The 21871-nt window shown below is 67.9% G+C and carries 28 protein-coding genes; 12 read left to right on the top strand and 16 right to left on the bottom strand.

Going from position 1 to position 21871, the window contains the following annotated elements:
- Positions 1–12 precede the first annotated feature (12 nt).
- Genes EJ913_RS31615 through EJ913_RS11270 form a run of 3 tightly spaced genes read right to left on the bottom strand, consistent with a single transcriptional unit; the run spans position 13 to position 1071 of the window.
- Positions 13–168 (bottom strand): hypothetical protein, encoded by a 156-nt coding sequence (locus EJ913_RS31615; protein ID WP_185909751.1) that lies wholly within the window; start codon positions 166–168, stop codon positions 13–15.
- Complete coding sequence (locus EJ913_RS11275; RefSeq protein WP_126997795.1) at positions 165–473, bottom strand: cytochrome C oxidase subunit IV family protein; 309 nt, start codon at positions 471–473, stop codon at positions 165–167. Before EJ913_RS11275 ends, EJ913_RS31615 begins: the two co-directional genes overlap by 4 nt.
- Positions 474–504: 31 nt before the next feature.
- Positions 505–1071, bottom strand: a complete 567-nt coding sequence (locus tag EJ913_RS11270; protein ID WP_126997793.1) for a cytochrome c oxidase subunit 3 — start codon at positions 1069–1071, stop codon at positions 505–507.
- Positions 1072–1286: 215 nt separating this feature from the next.
- Between EJ913_RS11270 and EJ913_RS11265 the strand changes: the two genes are divergently transcribed.
- From EJ913_RS11265 to EJ913_RS11250, 4 genes are all read left to right on the top strand, one after another.
- On the top strand, positions 1287–1739 hold the full coding sequence (locus tag EJ913_RS11265; RefSeq protein ID WP_126997791.1) for a c-type cytochrome: 453 nt from the start codon (positions 1287–1289) through the stop codon (positions 1737–1739).
- 14 nt (positions 1740–1753) lie between these two features.
- A complete protein-coding gene (locus EJ913_RS11260) occupies positions 1754–3103 on the top strand; it encodes a cbb3-type cytochrome c oxidase subunit I (RefSeq protein WP_126997789.1) in 1350 nt (449 codons plus the stop codon).
- A 66-nt stretch (positions 3104–3169) separates the two neighbouring features.
- Positions 3170–3958: a CbbQ/NirQ/NorQ/GpvN family protein gene (locus tag EJ913_RS11255; RefSeq protein ID WP_126997787.1), complete on the top strand. Its 789-nt coding sequence runs from the start codon at positions 3170–3172 to the stop codon at positions 3956–3958.
- A 7-nt stretch (positions 3959–3965) separates the two neighbouring features.
- On the top strand, positions 3966–5894 hold the full coding sequence (locus EJ913_RS11250; RefSeq protein ID WP_126997785.1) for a nitric oxide reductase activation protein NorD: 1929 nt from the start codon (positions 3966–3968) through the stop codon (positions 5892–5894).
- Between the two features lie 142 nt (positions 5895–6036).
- Here EJ913_RS11250 and EJ913_RS11245 read toward each other — a convergent pair whose 3' ends face one another.
- The 3 genes from EJ913_RS11245 to EJ913_RS11240 form a co-directional block, all read right to left on the bottom strand.
- Positions 6037–6699 (bottom strand): LuxR C-terminal-related transcriptional regulator, encoded by a 663-nt coding sequence (locus tag EJ913_RS11245; protein ID WP_238519284.1) that lies wholly within the window; start codon positions 6697–6699, stop codon positions 6037–6039.
- A 170-nt stretch (positions 6700–6869) separates the two neighbouring features.
- The gene (locus EJ913_RS31610) at positions 6870–7007 is read right to left on the bottom strand and encodes a hypothetical protein (RefSeq protein ID WP_185909750.1); all 138 of its coding nucleotides are present in this window, start codon (positions 7005–7007) and stop codon (positions 6870–6872) included.
- 157 nt (positions 7008–7164) lie between these two features.
- On the bottom strand, positions 7165–7377 hold the full coding sequence (locus EJ913_RS11240; protein ID WP_126997781.1) for a cold-shock protein: 213 nt from the start codon (positions 7375–7377) through the stop codon (positions 7165–7167).
- Positions 7378–7686: 309 nt separating this feature from the next.
- Here EJ913_RS11240 and EJ913_RS11235 point away from each other — a divergent pair, with 309 nt between their 5' ends.
- The 8 genes from EJ913_RS11235 (at position 7687) to EJ913_RS11200 (ending at position 12349) form a co-directional block, all read left to right on the top strand.
- A complete protein-coding gene (locus EJ913_RS11235) occupies positions 7687–7878 on the top strand; it encodes a hypothetical protein (protein WP_211098929.1) in 192 nt (63 codons plus the stop codon).
- A complete protein-coding gene (locus tag EJ913_RS11230; RefSeq protein ID WP_126997777.1) occupies positions 7848–8261 on the top strand; it encodes a hypothetical protein in 414 nt (137 codons plus the stop codon). Before EJ913_RS11235 ends, EJ913_RS11230 begins: the two co-directional genes overlap by 31 nt.
- Before the next feature lie 22 nt (positions 8262–8283).
- Positions 8284–8952 (top strand): MarR family winged helix-turn-helix transcriptional regulator, encoded by a 669-nt coding sequence (locus EJ913_RS11225; protein ID WP_126997775.1) that lies wholly within the window; start codon positions 8284–8286, stop codon positions 8950–8952.
- Between the two features lie 21 nt (positions 8953–8973).
- The gene (locus EJ913_RS11220; RefSeq protein WP_126997773.1) at positions 8974–9690 is read left to right on the top strand and encodes a hypothetical protein; all 717 of its coding nucleotides are present in this window, start codon (positions 8974–8976) and stop codon (positions 9688–9690) included.
- Between the two features lie 89 nt (positions 9691–9779).
- Complete coding sequence (locus EJ913_RS11215) at positions 9780–10328, top strand: carboxymuconolactone decarboxylase family protein (RefSeq protein WP_126997771.1); 549 nt, start codon at positions 9780–9782, stop codon at positions 10326–10328.
- 57 nt (positions 10329–10385) lie between these two features.
- Positions 10386–10967, top strand: a complete 582-nt coding sequence (locus EJ913_RS11210) for a redoxin family protein (protein ID WP_185909749.1) — start codon at positions 10386–10388, stop codon at positions 10965–10967.
- Complete coding sequence (locus EJ913_RS11205) at positions 10964–11674, top strand: glutamine amidotransferase (RefSeq protein ID WP_126997769.1); 711 nt, start codon at positions 10964–10966, stop codon at positions 11672–11674. The genes EJ913_RS11210 and EJ913_RS11205 overlap by 4 nt, the downstream gene beginning before the upstream one ends.
- Before the next feature lie 201 nt (positions 11675–11875).
- A complete protein-coding gene (locus EJ913_RS11200) occupies positions 11876–12349 on the top strand; it encodes a VOC family protein (protein ID WP_126997767.1) in 474 nt (157 codons plus the stop codon).
- Between the two features lie 33 nt (positions 12350–12382).
- Here EJ913_RS11200 and EJ913_RS11195 read toward each other — a convergent pair whose 3' ends face one another.
- From EJ913_RS11195 to EJ913_RS11150, 10 genes are all read right to left on the bottom strand, one after another.
- Positions 12383–14002, bottom strand: a complete 1620-nt coding sequence (locus tag EJ913_RS11195) for an AMP-binding protein (protein ID WP_126997765.1) — start codon at positions 14000–14002, stop codon at positions 12383–12385.
- A gap of 13 nt (positions 14003–14015) precedes the next feature.
- Positions 14016–15089: an SDR family oxidoreductase gene (locus EJ913_RS11190; RefSeq protein ID WP_126997763.1), complete on the bottom strand. Its 1074-nt coding sequence runs from the start codon at positions 15087–15089 to the stop codon at positions 14016–14018.
- A 27-nt stretch (positions 15090–15116) separates the two neighbouring features.
- Positions 15117–15851, bottom strand: coding sequence for an ABC transporter ATP-binding protein (locus tag EJ913_RS11185; protein ID WP_126997761.1), 735 nt, complete (start codon positions 15849–15851; stop codon positions 15117–15119).
- A complete protein-coding gene (locus EJ913_RS11180; protein ID WP_126997759.1) occupies positions 15848–17548 on the bottom strand; it encodes a branched-chain amino acid ABC transporter ATP-binding protein/permease in 1701 nt (566 codons plus the stop codon). Before EJ913_RS11180 ends, EJ913_RS11185 begins: the two co-directional genes overlap by 4 nt.
- A gap of 15 nt (positions 17549–17563) precedes the next feature.
- On the bottom strand, positions 17564–18427 hold the full coding sequence (locus EJ913_RS11175) for a branched-chain amino acid ABC transporter permease (RefSeq protein WP_126997757.1): 864 nt from the start codon (positions 18425–18427) through the stop codon (positions 17564–17566).
- A gap of 189 nt (positions 18428–18616) precedes the next feature.
- Positions 18617–19762 carry an ABC transporter substrate-binding protein gene (locus tag EJ913_RS11170; protein ID WP_126997755.1) on the bottom strand — a complete coding sequence of 382 codons (1146 nt, stop codon included), beginning with the start codon at positions 19760–19762 and terminating at the stop codon, positions 18617–18619.
- Between the two features lie 94 nt (positions 19763–19856).
- Positions 19857–20615, bottom strand: coding sequence for an enoyl-CoA hydratase/isomerase family protein (locus tag EJ913_RS11165; RefSeq protein ID WP_244939318.1), 759 nt, complete (start codon positions 20613–20615; stop codon positions 19857–19859).
- On the bottom strand, positions 20612–21019 hold the full coding sequence (locus EJ913_RS11160) for a MaoC family dehydratase (protein WP_238519270.1): 408 nt from the start codon (positions 21017–21019) through the stop codon (positions 20612–20614). The genes EJ913_RS11165 and EJ913_RS11160 overlap by 4 nt, the downstream gene beginning before the upstream one ends.
- Before the next feature lie 2 nt (positions 21020–21021).
- Entirely contained in the window at positions 21022–21408 is a 387-nt protein-coding gene (locus tag EJ913_RS11155) for a hotdog family protein (RefSeq protein ID WP_126997753.1), read from the bottom strand.
- A 33-nt stretch (positions 21409–21441) separates the two neighbouring features.
- A complete protein-coding gene (locus EJ913_RS11150; protein WP_126997751.1) occupies positions 21442–21870 on the bottom strand; it encodes a Zn-ribbon domain-containing OB-fold protein in 429 nt (142 codons plus the stop codon).
- Position 21871 lies beyond the last annotated feature (1 nt).

Genomic DNA, 21871 nt, shown 5'->3' with positions numbered 1-21871 from the left:
GCCATGCCCCGTTCACTGCGTCAGGAACAGCGACGCCGACACGGCCAGCGTCGCGGCGATCACGGTCAGCAGCCCGGCACGCCCGAGCGCGCGCTGGCGATGCAACGCCACGGCGAGGCCGATCACGGCGCCGGCGGTCAGCAGCAGGCCGAACTTCACCTCGTTCATCGCGCGCCTCCGGCCGGACCGATCCAGCCGAGCGAGCCGGCGGCGTAGATCAACAGGATCGCGCCGCACAGCGCGACCAGATAGCCCGACAGCAGGACCCGCCACGCCATCCCGGCGCGGTCGAGTTCCAGGTAATGCAACAGGATTTCCCGCCCCTTCGCCACCGCCAGGGCCAGCAGGGCGGCGGCCCCGGCAACTCCCACCCCCGCTCCGGAACCATCCCCGCCGTGACGGGCGAGCAGCAGCGTGACCGCCGACAGACCGAGCAGGATCAGCCAGGACACGGCAAGCCGGTCAAGCCTCATCGTCGCGTTCCCTTCATCGAATGCGCCCTTTTCATCGAATGAGATAAACCAGCGGGTAGAGGATCACCCAGATCAGGTCGACCATGTGCCAGAAGGCGGCGCCCGTCTCCAGGTTCTCCACGCTGGGCCAGCGCGCGACGATGGCCAGCACCACGATTCCCATGACGACGTGCAGCGCGTGGAAGCCGGTCAGCAGGAAATAGAGCGTGAAGAACCCACCGCTGTCGATCGACAGCCCGGCCCCCAGCGTCGCCGCGTACTCCACCGCCTTGACCGCCAGGAAGACCGAACCGACCGCCGCCGCGCCCAGCATCGCCGCCCGCGCGCCCGCGATCCGCCCCCGCCGCCCGGCGGCGACGCCGCGCGCGGCGATGAAGCCGCTGGTGATAAGCACCATCGTGTTGACCGCGCCCAGCGGGCCGTTCAGATGCGCCTGCCCCGACCCGAAGGCGACGGGGTCGAGCGCCCGCGCGACGGAAAAGCCGAGGAAGGCCACGCCGAAGACCGCCAGTTCGCCCAGGATCAGGATCCACATCATCAAGTTGCCAGGCAGGCCGGAAAACCCGTCCTCCCGGCCGTCCAGCGCAGGCCCGTCCATCCCGTCCCATCCCGATAGCCGGCCGCCAGGGTAGGATGGCGGCGGCGGCGCTGGCTTGACCGTGGTCAAGGAATGACCGCCCAAAACACTCAATTATTGCTTCGACCCGTGGCGGACGACACGACGGCGACCGGTTTTCCGGCGCCGCGCGTCGCGTTCCCTCCGCACCGACACTCGCTGATTTCCGCCCACCGATTTCCAGGGAAGCCCGAGCGATGACCGAACGCTTCACAAAGGCGGCCGCGCGCAACATCTTTTACGGCGGATCGCTGTTCTTCTTCGCGACCTTCGTCGCGTTGACCGCGCTCAGCCACCTCTACATCGTCAACACCAGCACCGACAAGGCGGGGCTCAACGACGCCGTCGCCCGTGGCAAGCATGTGTGGGAGAAGAACGCCTGCATCAATTGCCACACCATCCTGGGCGAGGGCGCCTATTTCGCGCCGGAACTCGGCAACGTCTGGAAGCGCTACGGCGGCGACAAGGACCATGACGGCGCCGTGACCGCGCTCAAGGGCTGGATGGCGGCACAGCCGTCCGGCATCCAGGGTCGCCGCCAGATGCCGCAGTTCAACCTGACCGAACAAGAGGTCGAGGATCTGGCGGCCTTCCTGGAATGGACCAGCCGGATCAACACCCAGAACTGGCCGCCCAAGCTGTCGGGCTGAGGAGACTTGCCACCATGAAATACGAATCGCAAAAAGTCGCCCTCTGGTACTTCGCGGCGGCGATGGGCCTGTTCGCGGTGCAGATCCTGGTCGGGCTGCTGGCCGGCGCCGTCTACGTGATGCCCAACCTGCTGTCGGAGTTGGTGCCCTTCAACATCATCCGGATGATCCACACCAACGCGCTGATCGTCTGGCTGCTGATCGGCTTCTTCGGCGCCGCCTACTACCTGATCCCGGAGGAGGCGGAGACCGAGCTGCACAGTCCGACGCTGGCGCTGGTCCAACTCGGCCTGTTCGTCTTCGGGGCGCTGGCCGCCGTCGTCGGCTATCTCTTCCGCATCTACGAGGGGCGGGAGTTCCTGGAGCAACCGACCTGGATCAAGGCCGCCATCGTCGTCGTCGCGCTGATGTTCCTCTACAACATCACGCTGACCCTCATCAAAGGACGCCGCACGGTCATCACCAACATCCTGCTGGTGGGCATGTGGGGCATCGCGATCTTCTTCCTGTTCTCCTTCTACAACCCGTCCAACCTGGCGCTGGACAAGATGTACTGGTGGTACGTCGTCCATCTGTGGGTCGAGGGCGTGTGGGAGCTGGTGCTGGCCTCGATCCTCGCCTTCCTGATGATCAAGATGACCGGCGTCGACCGCGAGATCGTCGAGAAGTGGCTCTACGCCATCGTCGGGCTGGCGCTGTTCAGCGGCATCCTGGGCACCGGCCACCATTACTACTGGATCGGCACGCCGGGCTACTGGCAGTGGATCGGCTCGATCTTCTCGGCCCTTGAGGTGGCGCCCTTCTTCACCATGGTCGTGTTCGCCTTCATGATGGTGTGGAAAAGCGGGCGGCGGCACCCGAACAAGGCGGCGATGCTGTGGTCGCTCGGCTGCTCGGTCTTCGCCTTCTTCGGCGCCGGGGTCTGGGGCTTCCTGCACACGCTGGCCCCGATCAACTACTACACCCACGGCACCCAGGTGACGGCGGCGCACGGGCACCTCGCCTTCTTCGGCGCCTACGCCATGATCAACTTCGCCATCATCACCTACGCGATGCCGTATCTGCGCGGCCGCCAGCCCTACAACCAGCTCCTCAACATGTGGAGCTTCTGGCTGATGTGCGGCGGCATGGCCTTCATGACCTTCGTGCTGACCGTGGCCGGCGTCGTGCAGACCCATCTCCAGCGCGTGCTGGGCATGGACTACATGGAGGTGCAGGAGCAGATCGCCCTGTTCTACTGGATGCGCCTGGGGGCGGGCGTCATCGTGGGCGTCGGCGTCGTGCTGTTCCTCTACTCCATCTTCGGCCCGGCGCGGGAGGAGCGTCCCGCGTCCATCCCGACCAACTACCAACCCGCCGAATAAGAGGTCCCCTCGGCCCCCGTCCGCATCGCGGGCGGGGGTCCTCTTTTTTTTCCTGGAGTTTCCCCAATGCCGCTCGACGCCGCTCTTCCCTTCTACCAGCCGGTCGCCGACGAGGTGGCGCTGTTCGAGCACGCCTTCCAGCACCGGCTGCCGCTGCTGCTGAAGGGGCCGACCGGCTGCGGCAAGACGCGCTTCGTGACGCATATGGCGGCCAAGCTGGGGCGCCCGCTGCACACTGTGTCCTGCCACGACGACCTGACCGCCGCCGACCTGACCGGGCGGTACCTGCTCAAGGGAGGCGACACCGTGTGGACCGACGGGCCGCTGACCCGCGCCGTGCGCGAGGGCGCCATCTGCTACCTCGACGAGGTGGTGGAAGCGCGCAAGGACGTCACCGTCGTGCTGCACCCGCTGACCGACGACCGCCGCATCCTGCCGCTGGAGCGCACCGGCGAGACGCTGGAGGCACCGCCGGACTTCATGCTGGTGGTGTCCTACAACCCCGGCTACCAGAACATCCTGAAGACGCTGAAGCCCAGCACCCGCCAGCGCTTCCTCGCCGTCGAATTCGACTTCCCCAAGCCCGAGCTCGAAATCCCCATCGTCGCCACGGAAAGCGGCCTGCCCGAATCCCGCGTCGTCCCGCTGGTCCGCCTCGCCAACGCGCTGCGCGCGCTCAAGGGGCAGGATCTGGAGGAGGGCGTCTCGACCCGCCTGCTGATCTACTGCGCCACCCTGATCCGCTCGGGCATGAAGCCGGAGCGCGCGATCCGCGCCGCTTTGATCGAGCCGCTGACCGACGATCCCGACATCCGCGCCGGGCTGCTGCGCGTCGCCGACGTCACGCTGGGCTGACCCCGCCATGCTGGAGCTGTTCGAGCCGGAAGAGACCGTCGGCCGCCTGTGGCACCGCCTGATCGGCGGGCGGTCGAGCTATCCCAACCATCCGGACGCGGCGGTGACGCTGGAGGCGATGCGGCCGCGCCTGTCGGTCTTCTTCCGCGCGCTGGGCGGCGACCGGGGCGTGCGGCTGAACGCCGCCGCCGCCAAGGTTTCGGGGCACCGGCTGCCGCTGCTCGACCGCATCGGGCTCGGCGCCGAACGTGTGGAACGGGCCACGCTGGACGGCGACACGCTCCAGCTTCCGGCGGCCATCGCGCTGTTTCCCGAAGCCCGGTTGAACGAACATCTCTACGAGTGGCTCGCCGCTTACTTCGCCCACATCGAACCGGCTTCGCCTCCGTCCGATCCTTTGCAGGCCGACGTCCAGGCGCTGCGCGTCGCCGCCCGCACCACCGCGCGGACCCTGGCCTGCTGGCCAGGATTGCGGATCCTCCACGCGGAGTTGGCCGGCGCCATGGCTGTCCTGCGCCCGGCCCGCCGCCTGCCGCCCGCCGAGGCCATGGTGGAGCGGACGGCGCTGGTGCTGCTCGGTGGGGGCCCGGCCGAAGGCGACGCGGCGCGCATGCTGGACTTCGGCTCCGCCCTGGACGGCTTCGTCGCCCCTCATGGTTATGGTCGGATGCTGCCGGTGCCCCTGTGGGGAGTGGCGACGCCGGCGGCGGACACGCCCTCCCCCGCCCTCGACGACGGACCCGCCGAGGGTGCCGCCGCCCAGGACGGCGACGGGCGCCGCCGCAAGGCGACCCGGCGGGCCACCGACCAGACGCAGCGCGACGACCCGCTGATCCTGAATCGTTTCGAGAAGATCCTCGGCCTCGCCGAAATGCTGAACATCCCGCGCGCCGTGGACGACGACGACGCGGACAACGCCCGCAAGGCCGCCGACGACATGGACGAGATCGCCGTCGGCGCGCACAAGCGCCGGGCGGCGACCACGCTGAAGCTCGACCTCGACTTGGCCCCCCCGGCCATCGACGCCACGCCGCTGAACGCCGTGCTGACCTACCCGGAATGGGACCATCGCCGCCACGCCCACCATCCCCACCATTGCCGGGTGATCACCGAAACCGCCCCGGCGGACGGCGAAGGCGGGGGGGAGGCGTGGGAACCCGACGCGGCGGCGCTGCGCCGCATCCGGCAGGTGCGCCGCCAGTTCGAGGCGCTTCGCCCGCGCCGCATGCTGTTCACCGGCCAGAGCGACGGCGACGACCTGGACCTCGCGGCGCTGGTGCGCAGCCGCGCCGACCTGCGCGCCGGAGGCGCCGGCAGCGACCGCGTCCACCAGCAGACGCGCAGCGCCGCGCGCGATCTGGCGGTCGCCGTTCTGGTCGACGGCTCGCTGTCCACCGACGGCTGGGTCGACGGCCGCCGCGTGCTGGACGTGGAGAAGGAGGCGCTGCTGGCGCTGACCCACGGCCTGACCGCCTGCGGCGACGACCACGCGCTCTACGCCTTCACCTCCAAGCGGCGGGACTGGGTGCGGGTGCAGACGTTGAAGGGCTTCGACGAGCCCCTGGGCGCCACCGTGACCCGGCGCATCGGCGCCTTGAAGCCCGGCTACTACACCCGCATGGGCGCCGCCATCCGGCACGCCGCCGCCCGGCTCACGCAACGGCCGAACCGACACCGGCTGCTGATCCTGTTGTCGGACGGCAAACCGAACGACGTCGACCATTACGAAGGCCGCTACGGCATCGAGGACACGCGCCAAGCGGTCCGAGAGGCCCGCAAGGATGGCTTGGCGGTGTTCGCCATCACCGTGGACGCGCAGGCGCGCGACTACATCCCCTACCTGTTCGGACGAGGCGCCTACGCGATCTTCCCGCAGATATCCCACCTGACCAAGGCGTTGCCGGCGCTCTACCGGCAGGTCGCCGGGACGGTGTGATCCACGGCGCCCGACGCTTCGGCGCCGCGTCGGGCAGCGCCAGGATGGCGGTGGAAAAGGCCATGGCCGGGTTGGCGCCGATGAGCGCCTTCGCCCGGCTCGCTGTGGACAGTGTGAAACCGAAGACGAGGTCGGGTGCCGCTCACGCGACCCGATCGACAAGGGCGCCGCCGTCCACTTCGGCAAAGCCGTTGTTGAGTCCCCAGATGGCCGCCTGGGTGCGGTTCGTCGCGTCGATCTTGCGCAGCAGGCTCTTGAGGTGCACCTTGACCGTCGCCTCGGTGATGCTGAGATGCCGGGCGATCAGCTTGTTGCTGTCGCCAACGAGAAGGCAGCGCAGAATCTGTCCCTCCCGTTTCGACACTCCCTTCCGGAAGGCCGGCATCTGGTCCTCCTTGCCATACAGGCGGCCGCTGATTATCAGAGCCGCCAAATGGCTTGGGAACACCTTCTCGCCCATCATGACCAGCCGCAGGGATTGGAGCAACACGTCCCGCGATATGTCCTTCATCAGGAAGCCATCCGCGCCGGCATCGATGGCGTTGGTCAGCGCCTCGCCGTCCAGCGTCTCGGTGAGCAGAACCAGACGCGCCTCCGGGCATCTGTCCTTGAAGGCCCGGATCGCTTCGGCGGGGGCCCCCATGCCACTCGGATCGATCAGGATAAGCTGCAATGGATTGTTGTTTGGAACAGCCAAGAGCGCATCCTTCACCGAAGATGACTCAATGACGATCTGAAAACTCTGATCGGCAAACAATGCCTTCAGGCCTTGGCGAAACAAATTGTTTCCATCAATCAGCGCCACGGATGCGTATTCCACTATCACCACTCCTACCGTATAAGAAAATCAGTGTATTCCTCCAAAGTGTTCATTACGCGCACTCATCGGAGATGTTTGACCATAAACCGGATCGGCGCGCTTGGACGCGGAGGGGTGGTGCCGGGGCCGCCTGCACGATGGCCGCGCGGGCGACATCATCCCTTCTTACGGGCAGGCTTCTCGCTGGCGGTCTCCTTCTTGTTCAGGAAAGCCGCCACCGACACGGCGGCGACCGGCTTGGCCGATTTCGGCTTGCGGATTTCACGGTTGCCGCGTTTCTGTTCCTTGGCCATGGCTTTGGTGTCCTTCGGCATCCGGTCAACGGATGCGCTGGGGTGGGAAAACAAAAGGCCTCGCAACCGTTCTTCGGTGCGAGGCCCAGTTGGCCGAACGTGTGCCGAACAGCGTGCCAGCGGTTCGGGACGAAGCCCGGAACCGCCGGAAGCATGGTCAGTCGAGAGACTTCAGATTGTCGGCGGACATCTTCCCGCTGCGCTGGTCGGAGACCAGCTCGAAACCCAGCTTCTGGCCCTCGCGCAGATCGCTCAAGCCCGCCCGCTCGACCGCGCTGATGTGGACGAAGGCATCACTGCCCCCGTTGTCCGGCGCGATGAAACCAAAGCCCTTTTGGGCGTTGAACCATTTCACGGTTCCCGTCGTCATGGAAACCTCCTTTTTCAAACATGGATTTGGCTTGCCCGCGTTACCGTCGGGCCGTCGAATTCGCATTTTCAGGTGATCATATTCGTCGACTTGTCCGCGCTTCACTGCGCTGTTTCAAGTCGTATGGCCGTCTATCGACCTGCGGAAGATGGAGTTTTTCTTATGAAAACGCAAGGCCTATTCTATTGTTTAGTTAATAATTAAAACCCAAACCTGGAAAGTTATTTTTCCGTGCCCGGCTCGCCCAACCGGGAGATCGATTGCATGACAGGAAGCATCCCGACAATGGCGGGGTGTGCTTTGAAAGGCATGATCCGGCCGGAGGCCATCGCCGACGCCATCGGCATCGTCACTTGGCCGACCATCGTCCGGCTGCTTCGTGCCGAGACCCGAGCCCTGAGCAGCAAGGACTTCATCGTCACCGCGCGCGGCATGGACTATGACCACGCCCGTATCATCCTGGCCAAGCCATGCTGCCGATCCTCATTACCTTCTCGGTGATGGTCGCCTCGGCGACCCTGATGGAGACAGCCTTGTCCTTCATGGAACTGGGTGATTCGAACACCGTCAGTTGGGGCCGCGTGATCGGGGCCGGGCGTGAATTGCTGCGCACCGCCTGGGAACTGACCACCCTACCCGGCCTGTTGATCGTGGTGACGGTGTTGGCGCTCAAGCTGATCGGCGACGGGCTGCTCGGCACATGGGCGTCGCTGCCGACAGGGAAGTCCGCCGCCACCCAGCACCGCGACGTCGGTGTAAGCCAGCGCGGCCAGCCGTCCAGCGGCCCTGGGGGCCAGCGCGCCGTCCAGTACCATGATCGGTCCAAGGTTCACCGAGGACGTCCCAAAATGCCGCGGCCAATTTTCAGGGCTTGCTTTCAATAGGACTCCTATATATAAATCGCTCATGGAAACGCCGAAGAACCCCACCGAGCTCAGTCACCGCATCCGCGAAGGCCTGTCCCGTGTCGCGATGGCCATGCGGATCGACGACTGGCGCCGCTCGAAGGCGACCGGCCTGAACCCGACCCAGCTGTCGATCCTCGACTTGCTCGAGGGACGGGCGGGTGGGATGGGCGTGAAGGACATCGCGGCCCAGCTCGGTGTCGCGCAACCCACGGCCACGGATTCGATCGCCGCCCTGGAGCGCAAGGGGTTCGTCCTCAAGCGCGGCACGGAGGGCGACCGCCGGGCCGTCAACGTGGACATCGCGGCGGAGGGCCGGTCCGCGCTTCAGGCCGACGGCGCGGCGCGAAGCAGCGCCGAGCAGGCCGTCGAGGCTTTGCCCATCGACGAGCAGCAGGACCTGCTGGTCACCCTGGTGAAGATGATCCGGCACCTCCAGTCGCTCGACGTCATTCCCATCCAACGCATGTGCACGACCTGCCGGTATTTCGCGCCGTTCGTGCACGCCGATGCGGCCCATCCGCATCACTGCCATTTCGTGAACGCGGCCTTCGGGCAACGGGACCTCCGTATCGATTGCCGCGAGCATGAAACCGCCGATCCCGCGTCACGGGCAGCCACCTGGGACGCGTTCCGACAGGGATCGGCCTCACCCCCTCCAGGCTCCTGAGAAGAAAGGACACCAACCCGAATGATTGGAAGATTCGCAGCCGGCGCGCTTCTCGCCGGAACGGCATCGCTTTGGCTGACGGCCGCCGCCGCCCATTCGATCACACCGGGACCGGCGCAGAACGTGCCGGCCCCCTTCGACATCATCGAGACGACCATCGTGACCGAGGGCGACTCCGCCGTCTTCACGACCCGCGTCCGCGGCGAGGCGGGGTCGGAAAAGCCCGGCGCCACCGGCAATTTCGAAGGCTCCGGGGTTTACGCCTATGTCTGGCCGACCTCGCTCGACAGCGGCGCGATCGGCTTCGAGACGAAGCAGGGCATCGTCGCGCTGGCCGTCACCTTCCACCCCGATTTCGACGACGCGGCGAAGGGCGCCAGGAACCGGGACGTCTGGCACCCGCACTGGGTGGTGCTGACCAAGGACGCGGCGTGCGGCGGCGGCCTCAAGGTCATCGACATTCCCGAAGGCAAGAAGCCGAAGGTTCCGGAAACCTGGCCGGGCGTTCCCCTGCTGATCGACAGCCCGGACTATCCGACGAGCCTCAAGGGCGACGCCGTGCAGGTCAGGATTCCGTTGTCGCTCATCGGCGGCATCGTGGGCGCGTCCTACGACGGGGTCACGGCCGGCCTCAGGGTCAATGGCAACCTCCACGCGCCGCTGCTGTGCGTCAGCGACGTCTTCAAGATCGCCTCGGGCGACCTCAGCCTTCCCGGCAAGGTCATGGCCCCCAAGTAACGTCGCCCAAGCGACGATTCGGCGCGGGTCCGCCGACAGCCATCGGCGAACCCGCATATCCCCCCTCCAGGCAAACAGAGAGTAAGGACATGACCAGAATTACCCTGATCGACCCGGCCGACGCAACGGGGCAGACGGCGGAACAGCTCGCCCAGATCAAGGCGGCCTTCGGCATGGTGCCGAACATGTTCAAGGCGGTGGCGAATTCGCCCTCGGCCCTGGCCAGCCTGTGGGGCGCGTTCGGCGCGCTCGGCAATGACCGCCTCGGCGCCAAGCTCGGCGAACAGGTCGCAGTGGCCATCGCCGACCGCAACGACTGCCGCTATTGCCTCGCCGCCCACACCGGCCTCGGCCGCAAGGCCGGCGCTACCGCGCAGGAGATGGCCGACGCGCAGGCCGGCCGCTCGGCCGATCCGCGCACGGCCGCCGCGCTCGCCTTTGCGCTTGCGGTCGTCGACAAGCGCGCCGGCGTGCCGGCGTCCGATGTCGAGTCCCTGCGCAAGGCCGGCTTCGACGACGAAGAGATCGTCGAGTTGATCGCCCACGTCGCGCTCAACCTCTTCACCAATTACGTCAACGTCGCCTTGGACGTCCCTCTCGACTTTCCGGCCGTGAAGCTGACACGCGCCACGGCGTAGCACCGGAAGGGCGGACCGGGCCCCCTGGTCCGCCCGACCTGTCCAGGGAGAGAACACATGTCCACGACAACCGCGCCACTCCCGCCGGAACTGGCGGTGAGCGAATGGTTCAACACGGCGGCCCCGCTGACTCTCGCCGCGCTCCGGGGGCGTCCGGTCCTCCTTCACAGCTTCCAGCTTCTGTGCCCCGGCTGCGTCGGCCAGTCCATCCCGCAGATCCAGCGCATCGAGCGTGTCTTCGGTCACACCGATCTTCAGGTCATCGGCATCCACACCGTGTTCGAACACCATGCGGCGATGACGCCCGTGACGCTCAAGGCCTTTCTTCACGAGTACCGAGTCACGCACCCGGTAGGCGTCGATCGCGCGGACGGGGCGTCCGACGTTCCGGTGACGATGCGGCGGTTCGGTTGGCGCGGCACGCCGTCGTCGGTGTTGATCGGCCGCGACGGTTCCATCCTCCATCAGACGTTCGGCGTGGAGGACGACATCGCAATCGGCGCGCGGATCGCCATGGCGCTCTCCGCCCCGCTGCCGGACCGCGCGACAGCCCGTCCGGCGGCGGACGGCCAAGGCTGCGCCGATGGCCTGTGCAAGCCCCCCACATCGCCGGAAAACCCCATACGAGAGGAATCATGAACAAGACGGCCCTCGTGCTGCGGCACGTCCATTTCGAAGACCTCGGCTCCTTCGCGGCACCGTTGCGGGAAGCCGGATACGACATCCGGTATTGCGACGCCGGCGAACCGGACTTCTGCGCGGGCGATCCGCGCGATGCCGATCTGCTGATCGTCCTGGGCGGCCCCATCGGCGTGTACGAAGACGCCGCCTACCCGTTCATCCTGGCCGAACGCGCGTTCATCCGGTCGCGGCTGGAGGCCGGTCGACCGACCTTGGGCGTCTGCCTCGGCGCCCAGCTCATCGCCGCCGCGCTGGGGGCGACGGTGTTTCCATCCGGCATCAAGGAGATCGGTTTCTCGCCCTTGACGCTGACGGCGTCCGGCGAGGGCGGCCCTTTGCGTCGTCTCGCCGGCCTGCCCGTCCTGCATTGGCACGGCGACACCTACACCTTGCCCGAAGGCGCCGAACATCTGGCATCGAGCGCCCGGATCGCGCAGCAGGCCTTTTCGCGCGGCCGCCATGTCCTGGCGCTCCAGTTCCACCCGGAAGTGGACGCGGACCACAGGTTCGAGCGTTGGCTCGTGGGCCATGCGGCCGAACTCTCGGCCGCCGGAATCGACCCGAATTCCCTGCGTGACGACGCGCGCCGCCATGGTCCGCCCCTTCGCTCGGCGGCACGGGCCATGATCGCCGAGTGGTTGGAGGGCCTTGAAACCGGCGGATGATCGGTGTCGATGGGGGACCTCCCGGCCGACCTTATTCCATGAACAAGGTGTGTGCGGGCAATGGGATTCATGGCGCCGCACCGGACTTCGACCGAATTGGCCCCTTCCGGGGTGGCGAAGCGCGCGTGGGCCACCCAACTGAGAAGACAGCGGATGGGGGACTCAAAGCCGGGATTTGGCTGCAAAGCGAAAGGAGACGTCATGGCAAAGAACACGGTCTGCCTTTGGTACGACAGGGACGCCGAGGCGGCGGCCCGCTTCTACGCCGCGACCTTTCCCGACAGCGCGGTGCGGGCCGTGCACCGTGCACCGGCCGACTACCCGTCCGGCAAGGCGGGCGACGTGCTGACGGTCGAGTTCACCGTTGCCGGGGTCGCGTGTCTCGGCCTCAACGGCGGCCCCGCGTTCAAGCACAGCGAAGCCTTCTCGTTCCAGATCGCCACCGACGACCAGGACGAGACCGACCGCTACTGGACCGCCATCGTCGGCAACGGCGGCCAGGAAAGCGCGTGCGGCTGGTGCAAGGACGCGTGGGGCGTCTCCTGGCAGATCACGCCGCGCGTGTTGACCGAGGCGCTGGCGGCCGGCGGCGATGAAGCGAAACGCGCATTCGAGGCGATGATGGGCATGACGAAGATCGACGTCGCCGCGATCGAGGCGGCGCGGCGCGGCTGACCGTGGACGCCGAGAACGGCCGCCTCGTCGCCGTCATCGGGGTCGGTCTTCCCGAGGGTGGGGGCCTCCGGACACCGGCGCCTCGCGATCCCACACGCCGTCGTTCGGCAGGGCGCGCAGCTTGTGGCGCTCCACCTCGCGCTTGGTCACGGAGCGCGGGAATTCCTCCACGAAGGCGATGAAGCGCGGGATCTTGAAGGCCGCCATACGGCCCTCGCACCAAGCGGCGATGGCGGCGGGCACCACCTCGCAGCCGGGGTCGCGGATGACGAAGGCCTTCACCTCCTCCTCGCCCTTTTCCGACGGCGCGCCGACCACCACCACCTCGCGCACGCCGGGGCAATGGCTGAGCACGCTTTCCACCTCGTAGGCCGAGATGTTCTCGCCCCGGCGGCGCAGCCAATGGGCCTGCCGGCCGGTGAAGAACAGGAAGCCGTCCTCGTCGAGATGGCCGAGATCCCCCGTGTGCAGCCACAGGTTCGACAGGCATTCCAGCGTGCGTTCCGGCGCGTTGAAATAGCCCGACATGAAGATGTCCGGGTAGCGCGGGCGCAGCGCGATCTGGCCGCTGACGCCGGGTGGCATCGGCTGGTCGCCGTCGTCCAGAATGGCGACCTCGGCCCAGCCATGGGTCAGGCCGTTGGCACGCGGCTTGGGCGAATCCATCCGGTTGTTGACGATCAGCACGCCCCCGGTCTCGGTCAGCGAATAGACGTTGACGAAACCGGCGCCGAACCGCTCGACGAAGCGTTCCGACACGGCGGGCGGGATCTGCCCAGTCACACCGAGCGAGACGCGCACCCGGTGGTCGCGGTCGCCCGGCCCCTCCGGTTGCTCGGTCAGCACGGTGACCATGGTGCCGATCAGATCGACGATGGTGGCCCCGGTCTCCCGCGCGCGCGCCCAGAAATTGCTGCCACTGAAACGGCGGTCGATGACGGTCGGGATGTCGGCGACCATCGGCCCGACCACACCCAGCATCAGCCCGCCGACGTGGAACAGCGTCAGGATCGAGTAATGCACGTCGTCCGGCTTGGTCTCGAACGCCTCGACGTAGCGCATCCCCGCAGCGATCCAGGCGAAATGCGGCAGCAGGGCGCCCTTGGGCAGACCGGTGGTGCCGCCGGTGTAGATGATCACCGCCGGATCGCCGCCGGACACCTCCACCGCCGGCAACGCCGTTCCCGGTTCCAGCAATTCGGCGAAGGCGGGCCGGCGTCCCCCCTCCTCCACCTGATACACGCGCATCGGCGGCAGCCGGTCCTCGACATCCGCAACGCGCTCCGCCAGTTCCGCGTCCACCACCAGCACGGCGGGCGCGGCGTTGGTCAGGGTGTGGACGAGATCCTCGCCGACCAGCCCGGCGTTCAGCGGCACCCAGATCGCCCCCAGCTTGCCGGCGGCGACCCAGGTCACGAGATGCTCGGGCGCGTTGCGCAGGAAGCAGGCGATCCGGTCGCCCCGGCCCACCCCCAGCCGGTGCAGGTTGGCGGCCACCAGGGAGGACTCCGCGTCCAGTTCCCGGTAGCTCATCGCCCTCCCGGCGACGGTCAGCCGGGGGGCGTCCCCGTGCTGCGCCGCGCGGGCCGCGACCAGCGCCGGCAGGGTTTCCCACTGCACCGGAACGCCGTGAACGCTGCGCTTGGTCGTCATGCGAACGCCCTCCTCATTCCGGCAGGATGCGCCGCTTCTGCAGCTCCCGCAGCAGATCGACAAACATTTCTTCGGAGTCCACGCACTCGTGGAAGCCCAGCTTGCGCGCCTTGATCGTGCTCATGTGGTGCGGGTTGGGACGCTGGCCGTAACCGAACAGGAAGTCGGCGAACTGCCAGGACGGCACCACCTCGCCGTACTTGTAGGGTTTCAGTTCGTGCTTGGCGACGACGCGGTCCCAGATCGGCTCGTTCTGCGGCATGATGCGGGCCAGCGAGAAGGGTTGCGCGGGCTCAAGCTCCATACCGAACAGCTCCGCCACCTTGGGGAACACGTTCTCCCAGACGTAGACGTCGCCGTTGGCGATGTTGAAGACTTGGTTGGCGCATTGCGGGCTGGTGCCGGCCCATTCGGCGGCCTTGGCGATCAGCCGCGCGTCGGTCGCCTCGCCGATGCGCGACGCCCCGCCGGGGAAGCGCAGCGGCAGGCCGTATTCGCGCGACACGGCGGCGAAGACGCCGATGGCGGTGATGATGTTCAGCGGGCTGCCGACCGCGAGGCCGCAGACGATCTGCGGGCGCAGCACGCTCCAGCTCCACTCCTTGCCCTGCTGGCGTTCGCTGATCCAGTCCTGCTGGTCGTAGTAGAAGTTCGGGCGCATGTAGCGCTTGTCGCTCTCGCGCGCCGGCTGGCGGAAGGGACCGAGATGGCCGCCGTACGCCTTGGTGCCCTGAAGCAGCGTGACGTGGCGCAGGTTGGGCGACACCGCCTCGACGTTCTCCACCACGTTCCTGAGCATGGCAAGGTTGGTCTCGACATGGTCCCATTCCGACCAGCCGCGCGTCACGTCGGGTTTTTCATAGACGGCGGTGTAGCAGATGTTGGTGACGCCCTTGATCTCGCGCAGCTTGCGGCAGTCGTCGGGGTTGCGCAGGTCGATGGCCGCCCATTCGGCCGTGGTCTCGAAATCGGGGGTGCGGCGCGACACGCCGCAGACGTCCCAGTCGGGCGACGCCTCGAAATGTTCCAGCATCGGGCGGCCGACGGTGCCGAGAGCGCCGACGATCAGCATCTTCTGACGGGCCATGAAGTCGATCCTTGTGTGGGAAGTTTCTTAGAAAAGGGTCATCAGGTATTGACGGTCGCCCAGCGGTTCGGGCGCGCCCTCGTAGATCTTGCGGCCGGTGCGCAGCACGGTGACGCTCTGCGCGATGGGCAGGGCGTGGACGACGTTCTGCTCGACCATCAGCACGGCCATGCGCAGCGCCCGGTTCACCTCGGCGATGGCCTCCATGACGCGCTGGACGAGGTTGGGGGCGAGGCCGATGGACGGCTCGTCGAGGATCATCACGTCGGGCCGGTGCATCAGCGCCATACCCATGGCCAGCATCTGCTGCTGCCCGCCCGACATGGTGCCGGCGATCTGCCCGGCGCGCTCGCGCAGGATCGGGAACAGGTCCATCACCGCGTCGCGGTTGGTCTTCGTGGCGGCCGGGTCGTCGGCGGTGTAGGCACCGAGTTCCAGGTTCTCGCGCACGGTGAGCGAGCGGAAGATGCCGTGCCCCTGCGGGACCAGCGCGATCCCCGCCTTGACGTTGTCGGCGCAACGCCGCTTGGTGATCTCCTCGCCCCGGTAGCGGACGCTGCCGGAGGACGGCCGGATCAGCCCGAAGACCGAGCGCACCAGCGTCGTCTTGCCGGCCCCGTTGTGGCCCAGCAGCACGCGGATCTCGCCGGCCCGCACCGTCAGGTCCACGTCGTGGACCACCGCCCGCTTGCCGTAGCCGGCGCTCAGGCCGCGCACCTCAAGCAGCGGTTCGGCGATCGGCATCGTGTGTATCGCGCTCATCCGAAATACCTCTCGGCCAGTTCGCGGTCGCGCATCAGCGTGTCCGGCGGTCCCTTGGTCAGCACGCGGCCCTCGTCGATGAAGACGATCTCGTCGCAGACGCCGCGGATGACCTCCAGATTGTGCTCGATGATGCAGATGGCCTTGTTGGCGCGGGCGAGGTCGCGCAGTACCCCGCAGATGCGCTCCACCGTGCCGGTGTCGAGGCCCGACAGCGGCTCGTCGAGCAGCAGCACGTCGGCCCCGGTCGCCAGCAGCCGGGCGATGACCAGCAGCTTCTCCTCGGCGTAGGACAGGTTGGCGGCGACCTCGTCGGCCTTGGCGAGCAGCCCGACGAAGGAGGCGATCTCCAGCGCGCGGGCGACGTTCTCGCGCTCGGCGCGGCGGACGAGGCCGGGCCGGAGGTACACGTCGAGGAGGTTGTCACCCGGCTGGCGCGGCAGCGAGACCAGGATGTTCTCGACGACGCTGAGCTTGGTGAACAGCTTCAGGTCCTGGAAGGAGCGCGCCAGCCCGGCGGTGACCACCTCGTGCGGCTTCAGTTTGGTCAGGTCACGGCCATGGTAGAGGATGCTGCCGCCGGTCGGGCGCAGGAAGCCCGACAGCAGATTGAAGGCCGTCGTCTTGCCGGCGCCGTTGGGGCCGATCAGCCCGACGATCTCGCCGCGCCGAAGGTCGATGGTCAGGTCTTTGACCGCCTTGATGCCGCCGAAGCTCTTGGCCAGCGCCTTGGCGGAGACCACCACCTCGCCCGGCGCGCCCTCGGCGCGGACCACGGCCGAGACCGGGCCGTTGGCGGGGACCGTCGGCAGCACCGCGCCGGTCGGCGGGCGGAACACCGTCTCGGGGAACAGCCCCTCCGGGCGCAGCCGCAGGATGACGATCAGGACCACGCCGTAGATCACCTGCCGCACCATGTCGGCGATGTCGCCCGGCACATGGACGAACTTCAGCCCCTCGGGCAGCAGCACCAGGATCGCCGCGCCGGCCAGCGAGCCCCACAGATTGCCCATGCCGCCGAGGATCACCATGGCGAGGATGAGGATGGTCTCCTCGATGGTGAAGGATTCCGGGTTGACGAAGGCGATGTAGTGGGCGACCAGCGATCCGGCGACGGACGCCAGCCCGGCCGACAGCGCGAAGACCACCAGCTTCATGCGGACGAGGTTCTTGCCGACCGCCTGGGCCGCCGCCTCGTTCTCGCGCATGGCGCGCAGCGAGCGGCCGAAGGGTGAGGCGCCGAGCCTCCAGGCGACGGCGCAGCACAGCGCCGCCATCACCGCCGCCAGCGGCAGGAAGGCCACCGGGTTGTTCAGGGGGGTGCCGAACAGCGAGACCGGGGGGATGCCGGGGATGCCGTCCGGCCCGCCGGTCAGCGGCTTGCTGTTCATCAGCACGTCGATGGTGATGGCTTGGAGCGCCAGCGTGATGACGACCAGATAATGGCTGCCCACCCGCATGGCGGGGAAGGCGACCAGCAGGCCGATGGCGGCGGTGACCACCATACCGGCCAGCATCGTGAATGGGAAGCCGATGCCGAGCTTCGTCGCCAGGATGCCGGCGGCGTAGGCGCCGCTGGCGTAGAAGGTGGCGTGCGCCAAGGCGAAGATGCCGCCGAAGCCGATCAGCAGGTTGAAGGAGGTCGCCAGGATGCCGTAGAGGCAGACCATGACGAGGACGTGGGCAAGGTATTCCATGGGGATCGGGCCTCCTCACGCCCGCCGGACGATGCCGGACGGCCGGGCCAGCAGAAACCCGAACAGCACGACGAAGACGATGGTGTTCTGCCACTCGGTCGGGATTTGCCACATCCCCAGGCTCTGCACGAAGGCGAGCAGGAAGCCGGCGATGACGGCGCCGCGCAGCGAGCCGACCCCGCCGACGATCACCGCGACGAAGGCGACGAAGACGGCGCCGAAGCCCATGTTGGGGTTCAAGCCGTCGCGCAGCAGCACCAGCGACCCGGCCACCGCCGACACCGCCGAGCCCAGCGCGAAGACCAGGATGGACAGCCGCTTGGTGTCGATGCCGATGACGGTCGCCATCTCGCGGTTGTCGGCCATGGCGCGGATGGCCTTGCCGTAGCGGCTGGCCCGCAGGAACAGCGCGATGCCGCAGCCGACCAGCAGCGCCGCCAGCACCTGCCCCACCTGCACCGTGGTGAAGAAGGCGTCGCCGACGAAGTGGACGTCGTAGGCGACGCTGTCGACCGTCTTGACGTCGGTGCCGAAGACGATGCCGATCAGGTTCTTGAGGACGATGAACAGGCCGAGCGAGGCGACCAGCACAACGAAGGGCGGGCTGCCGCCGATCTCGAACGGCCGGTAGATGAACAGGTAGCTCGCCACCCCGAACGCCGCCGTGGCGGCGACGCCGAGGATCACCGCCGCCCAGAAGGGCAGACCGGCCAGCGCCACCAGCGCCCAGACGATGTAGGCACCGACCGCGTAGACCGGCCCGTAGGCGAAATGCACGACCCCGGTGGTGCCGAAGATCAACGCGAAGCCCATCGCCAGCAGGGCGAAATGCGCGCCGTTGAACAGGCCGTTCAGGGTCAGTTGAATGAGCAAATCCATGGGATGGGCTCCTGTTTTTCCCTCTCCCGCCCCGGGAGAGGGAGGGGACCTGCCGCGCAGCGGTGGGGAGGGTGAGGGGCTATCGGGTGTGGTACGCAATCCATGTCCACATAGCCCCTCACCCTTCCCGCTTTCGCGGGCCCCTTCCCTCTCCCGGGGCGGGAGAGGGAGATCGTGCCGGACGGCCGATCACTCGGCGGACGTGAACTTCACGAACTTCGGCTCGCCGTTCTCCAGGCGGAAGACCGCCACCGGCTTCTGCGCGACGCCGTTCTTCCGGAAGGTCAGCGTCTTGCCGTAGACGCTGTCGAAGGTCGGGTTTTCCCACAGCGCCTGCACCAGACGCTCGCCGGTGTAGTAGTCGCCGCCCTTGGCCTTCGACCGCCGGATCAGCTCGGCGATCACGTAGACGCCCTCGTAGTAGTTGGCGGCGTAGAAGTCCGGCATGTCGCCGAACTTCGCCTTGTAGGCCTCGGCGAATCGCTTGGACCACGGGTTCTCGTCGGTGGCGGCAAAGTAATCGGTGACGACCTCGACGCCCTCGGCATGCTTGCCGGCGACCTTGCTGTCCTCGGCGGTCCATTCCATGCAGTAGACCGGCTGCTTCATGCCCAGCTCGCGCAGGCGCTTGACCGCCAGACCGGCCTGCGGGGTCGTCGGCCAGTTGGCGATGGCGTCGGGCTGCGAGGCGCGCAGCTTGGCGACCTGGGTGTCGATGTTGGCGGCGTCGGCCTGGAACTGCTCGGCGGCGACCATCTTCAGGCCCATCCCTTCCCACGCCTTGGTCGTGGCGGCGATGGTCGCGTCGCCGAACTCCGACTTGATGGCGATTTGGGCGAGCTTCTTGGCGCCCTGGTCCGCCGCGCGGTGGGCGATGCCGCCGGCCAGATCGGACGCCATCGAGCGGATGTTGAACATGTAGGGCGAGGTGCCGACCGTCTGCGCGCTGACCCCGCCGCCGTTCAGCATCAGGATCTTCTTCTGGTCGCCGATCGGCATGGTGGCGAGCGTCACCGTGGAGAAGGACGGCAGCACCGCCTTCACCCCCTCCACGTCGATCAGCCGGTTCATCCCGGCGACGGCGGCCTGGGCGCTTCCGCTCTTGTGGTCCTCGACGACCAATTGCAGCTTGGTGCCGTCGATGCCGCCCTTGGCGTTGATCTCGTCCACCGCGAGCTGCGCGCCGCCGCTCATCACCTTGCCGTAATGGGGCGAGGCGCCGGTCATCGCGAAGATGCCGCCGATCTTGTAGACCTCCGGATCGGCGGCCATGGCGCCGCCGGCGGCGAAGACACTGCCCAGCAGCAAGGCGGCGAACACGCTGTTCTTCGACATCGTTCCCTCCCAGGAATTCATTGTTGGGGGTGGCGCGGTCCCGTTGACGGGACTCGTTGTCGTTTCGAAGCCCGCGTAGCGGCGGGCGGTATCGTCAGCGGGCGAAGGACAGCCCGGCCAGAAGCCGCCGCACGGAGGGGGCGGCGTGGTTCTCGGCCAGCAGCGGGGCCAGCCGGCGGGTCTTCTCCGCCATCGACGGGCGGTACTCCATGCGCAGGATGCGGCGGCCGATGACCAGCGCGTCCACCCGCTCGCGGTAATGGGCGACGCGCGCCTCCACCGCCCCGGCGAAGCCCTCGGCCGGCAGAATCTCGGTCAGGAAGCCAAAGCCGTAGGCCTCGGCCGCGCTCAGCATCCGACCGCCGGCGCAGATCTGGAAGGCGAGCGCCGCCGGCAGCCGCTCGGTCAGCGCCGCGTGGACGAAGGCCGGGTAGAGGCCGAAACGCATCTCCGGAAAGCCGAACTGCACGCTGTCGGCGCCCAGCACCAGATCGCTGAGGCACGCCACGATGCAGCCCGCCCCCAGCGTGCGCCCGTGCACCACGCTGACGACCGGCACCGCCGATCCGTGCAGCGCCTGCATCGCGGCGCGCAGCGCCTCCTCCTGCGCGGCGAAGGCTTCGGCCCCGCGCCCCATCTCGGCCACGTCTCCGCCGGCGCAGAAGCCGCGCGGGCCGGCACCGTCGATCGCCACCATCACGGCCCCGGCGCGGGGAGCGCTCTCGACCGCCTCGGTCAGCGCCAGCAGCATGGCGGTGTCGAGCGCGTTGATTTTCTCCGGCCGGTTCAGCGTGATCCGACGGAGGTCGCCCTCGTCGCGGACGAGCACCACCGACGTCATGGCCGCCGTCATGATACCGCCCTCCCCTGCGCCGGATGCGACAGGCGGCCGGCGATCACGGTCTCGCCGTGCTGGTTGGCGATCCACACGTCGTAGCCGTCGCCGTCTTCGCGCCGCTGCCCGCCGGCCGTCACCACGTCGTCCTCGCGCACCGGGCGCAGGAAACGGATATCGAGCGTCGCGTCGGACACCGCCGCCTCGCCCAGGCTGGCGCGCACCGACTGCCACAGCAGGTTCACCGACAGCAGGCCGTGGGCGATGATGCCCTTCATCGGCGTCTTCGCCGCGAAGTCGGGGTCGAGGTGGATCGGGTTGAAATCGTCGGTCAGCTCGGCGTAGAGCCGGATCGCCGCGCGGTCGATGCGCTTGGAGACGGGGGCCAGGCTGTCGTGCTGCATCAGGGTCGCGTCGGTCATGGTCAGGCCGCCCACAGCACGGTCATCCGGCCACGGAAGCAGGGGGTGCCGTCCTCCCCCAGAGTCTCGGTGTCGAAATGGACCCAGCGGCGGTCACGCTTCAGCTCCTTGCCGGCGCAGGCGATGGTCGTGGTCAGCCGCTCCCCCAGCGCTGGCCGGCGCAGCATCTCGTAATGTTGCGAGCCGTGGACGTTCCCCGGCGGGCGCGGCGTCACCAGATCGGAATAGGCCCGCATCGAGGCCACCGCGATCATGCCGGCGGGCATCCGCCCGTCCTCCGGCGCGTCGTCGGGGTAGAGGCTGGTCCAGCGCGCCAGCAGCGCGTCGGACAGGTGAAGCTCCTGGGCGCCGAAAGCGGCGCCCACGGGAATGGTGTCGAACAGGTGCATGGATGGCCCTCCCAAGGGGGTTCAGTCCAGGGTTCACTCAAGAAGGGGACGGACCTGCGGCAAGGCGCCGCCGCCGGCCATCGGCTCGAAAACGACGCGGACCCGCAGATCGATGCGGGCGTCCGCCGGCGGGCAGTCGCGCAAGGCTGCCATCAGGCGGAAGCCTTCGTCGAAATCGACCAGCGCGAGGATGTAGGGCACGTCGGCCTTGAAGGCCGGGGTCGGCGCCCGGTGGACGATGGTGTGGCTGTGGACGGTGCCGAGACCGGCGGAACGCTCCGTCACCGGCCCGTCGGCCCGGCAGGAGACGCAAAAGGGCCGGGGCGGGAATTGGACGTGGCCGCAGGCGGTGCAACGCTGGAAGGTCAGCACCCCCTGCGCGCAGGCGTCCCAGAAGGCGCGCGTGTCGGCGGTAATCAGCGGGGCCGGCTTCGCGGGCGATGGATCGGTGGTCGCGGTCATC

It is taken from the genome of Azospirillum doebereinerae, from assembly GCF_003989665.1.
Classification (GTDB): Bacteria; Pseudomonadota; Alphaproteobacteria; order Azospirillales; family Azospirillaceae; genus Azospirillum; species Azospirillum doebereinerae.
This window is presented reverse-complemented; position numbering and strand designations above follow the sequence as displayed.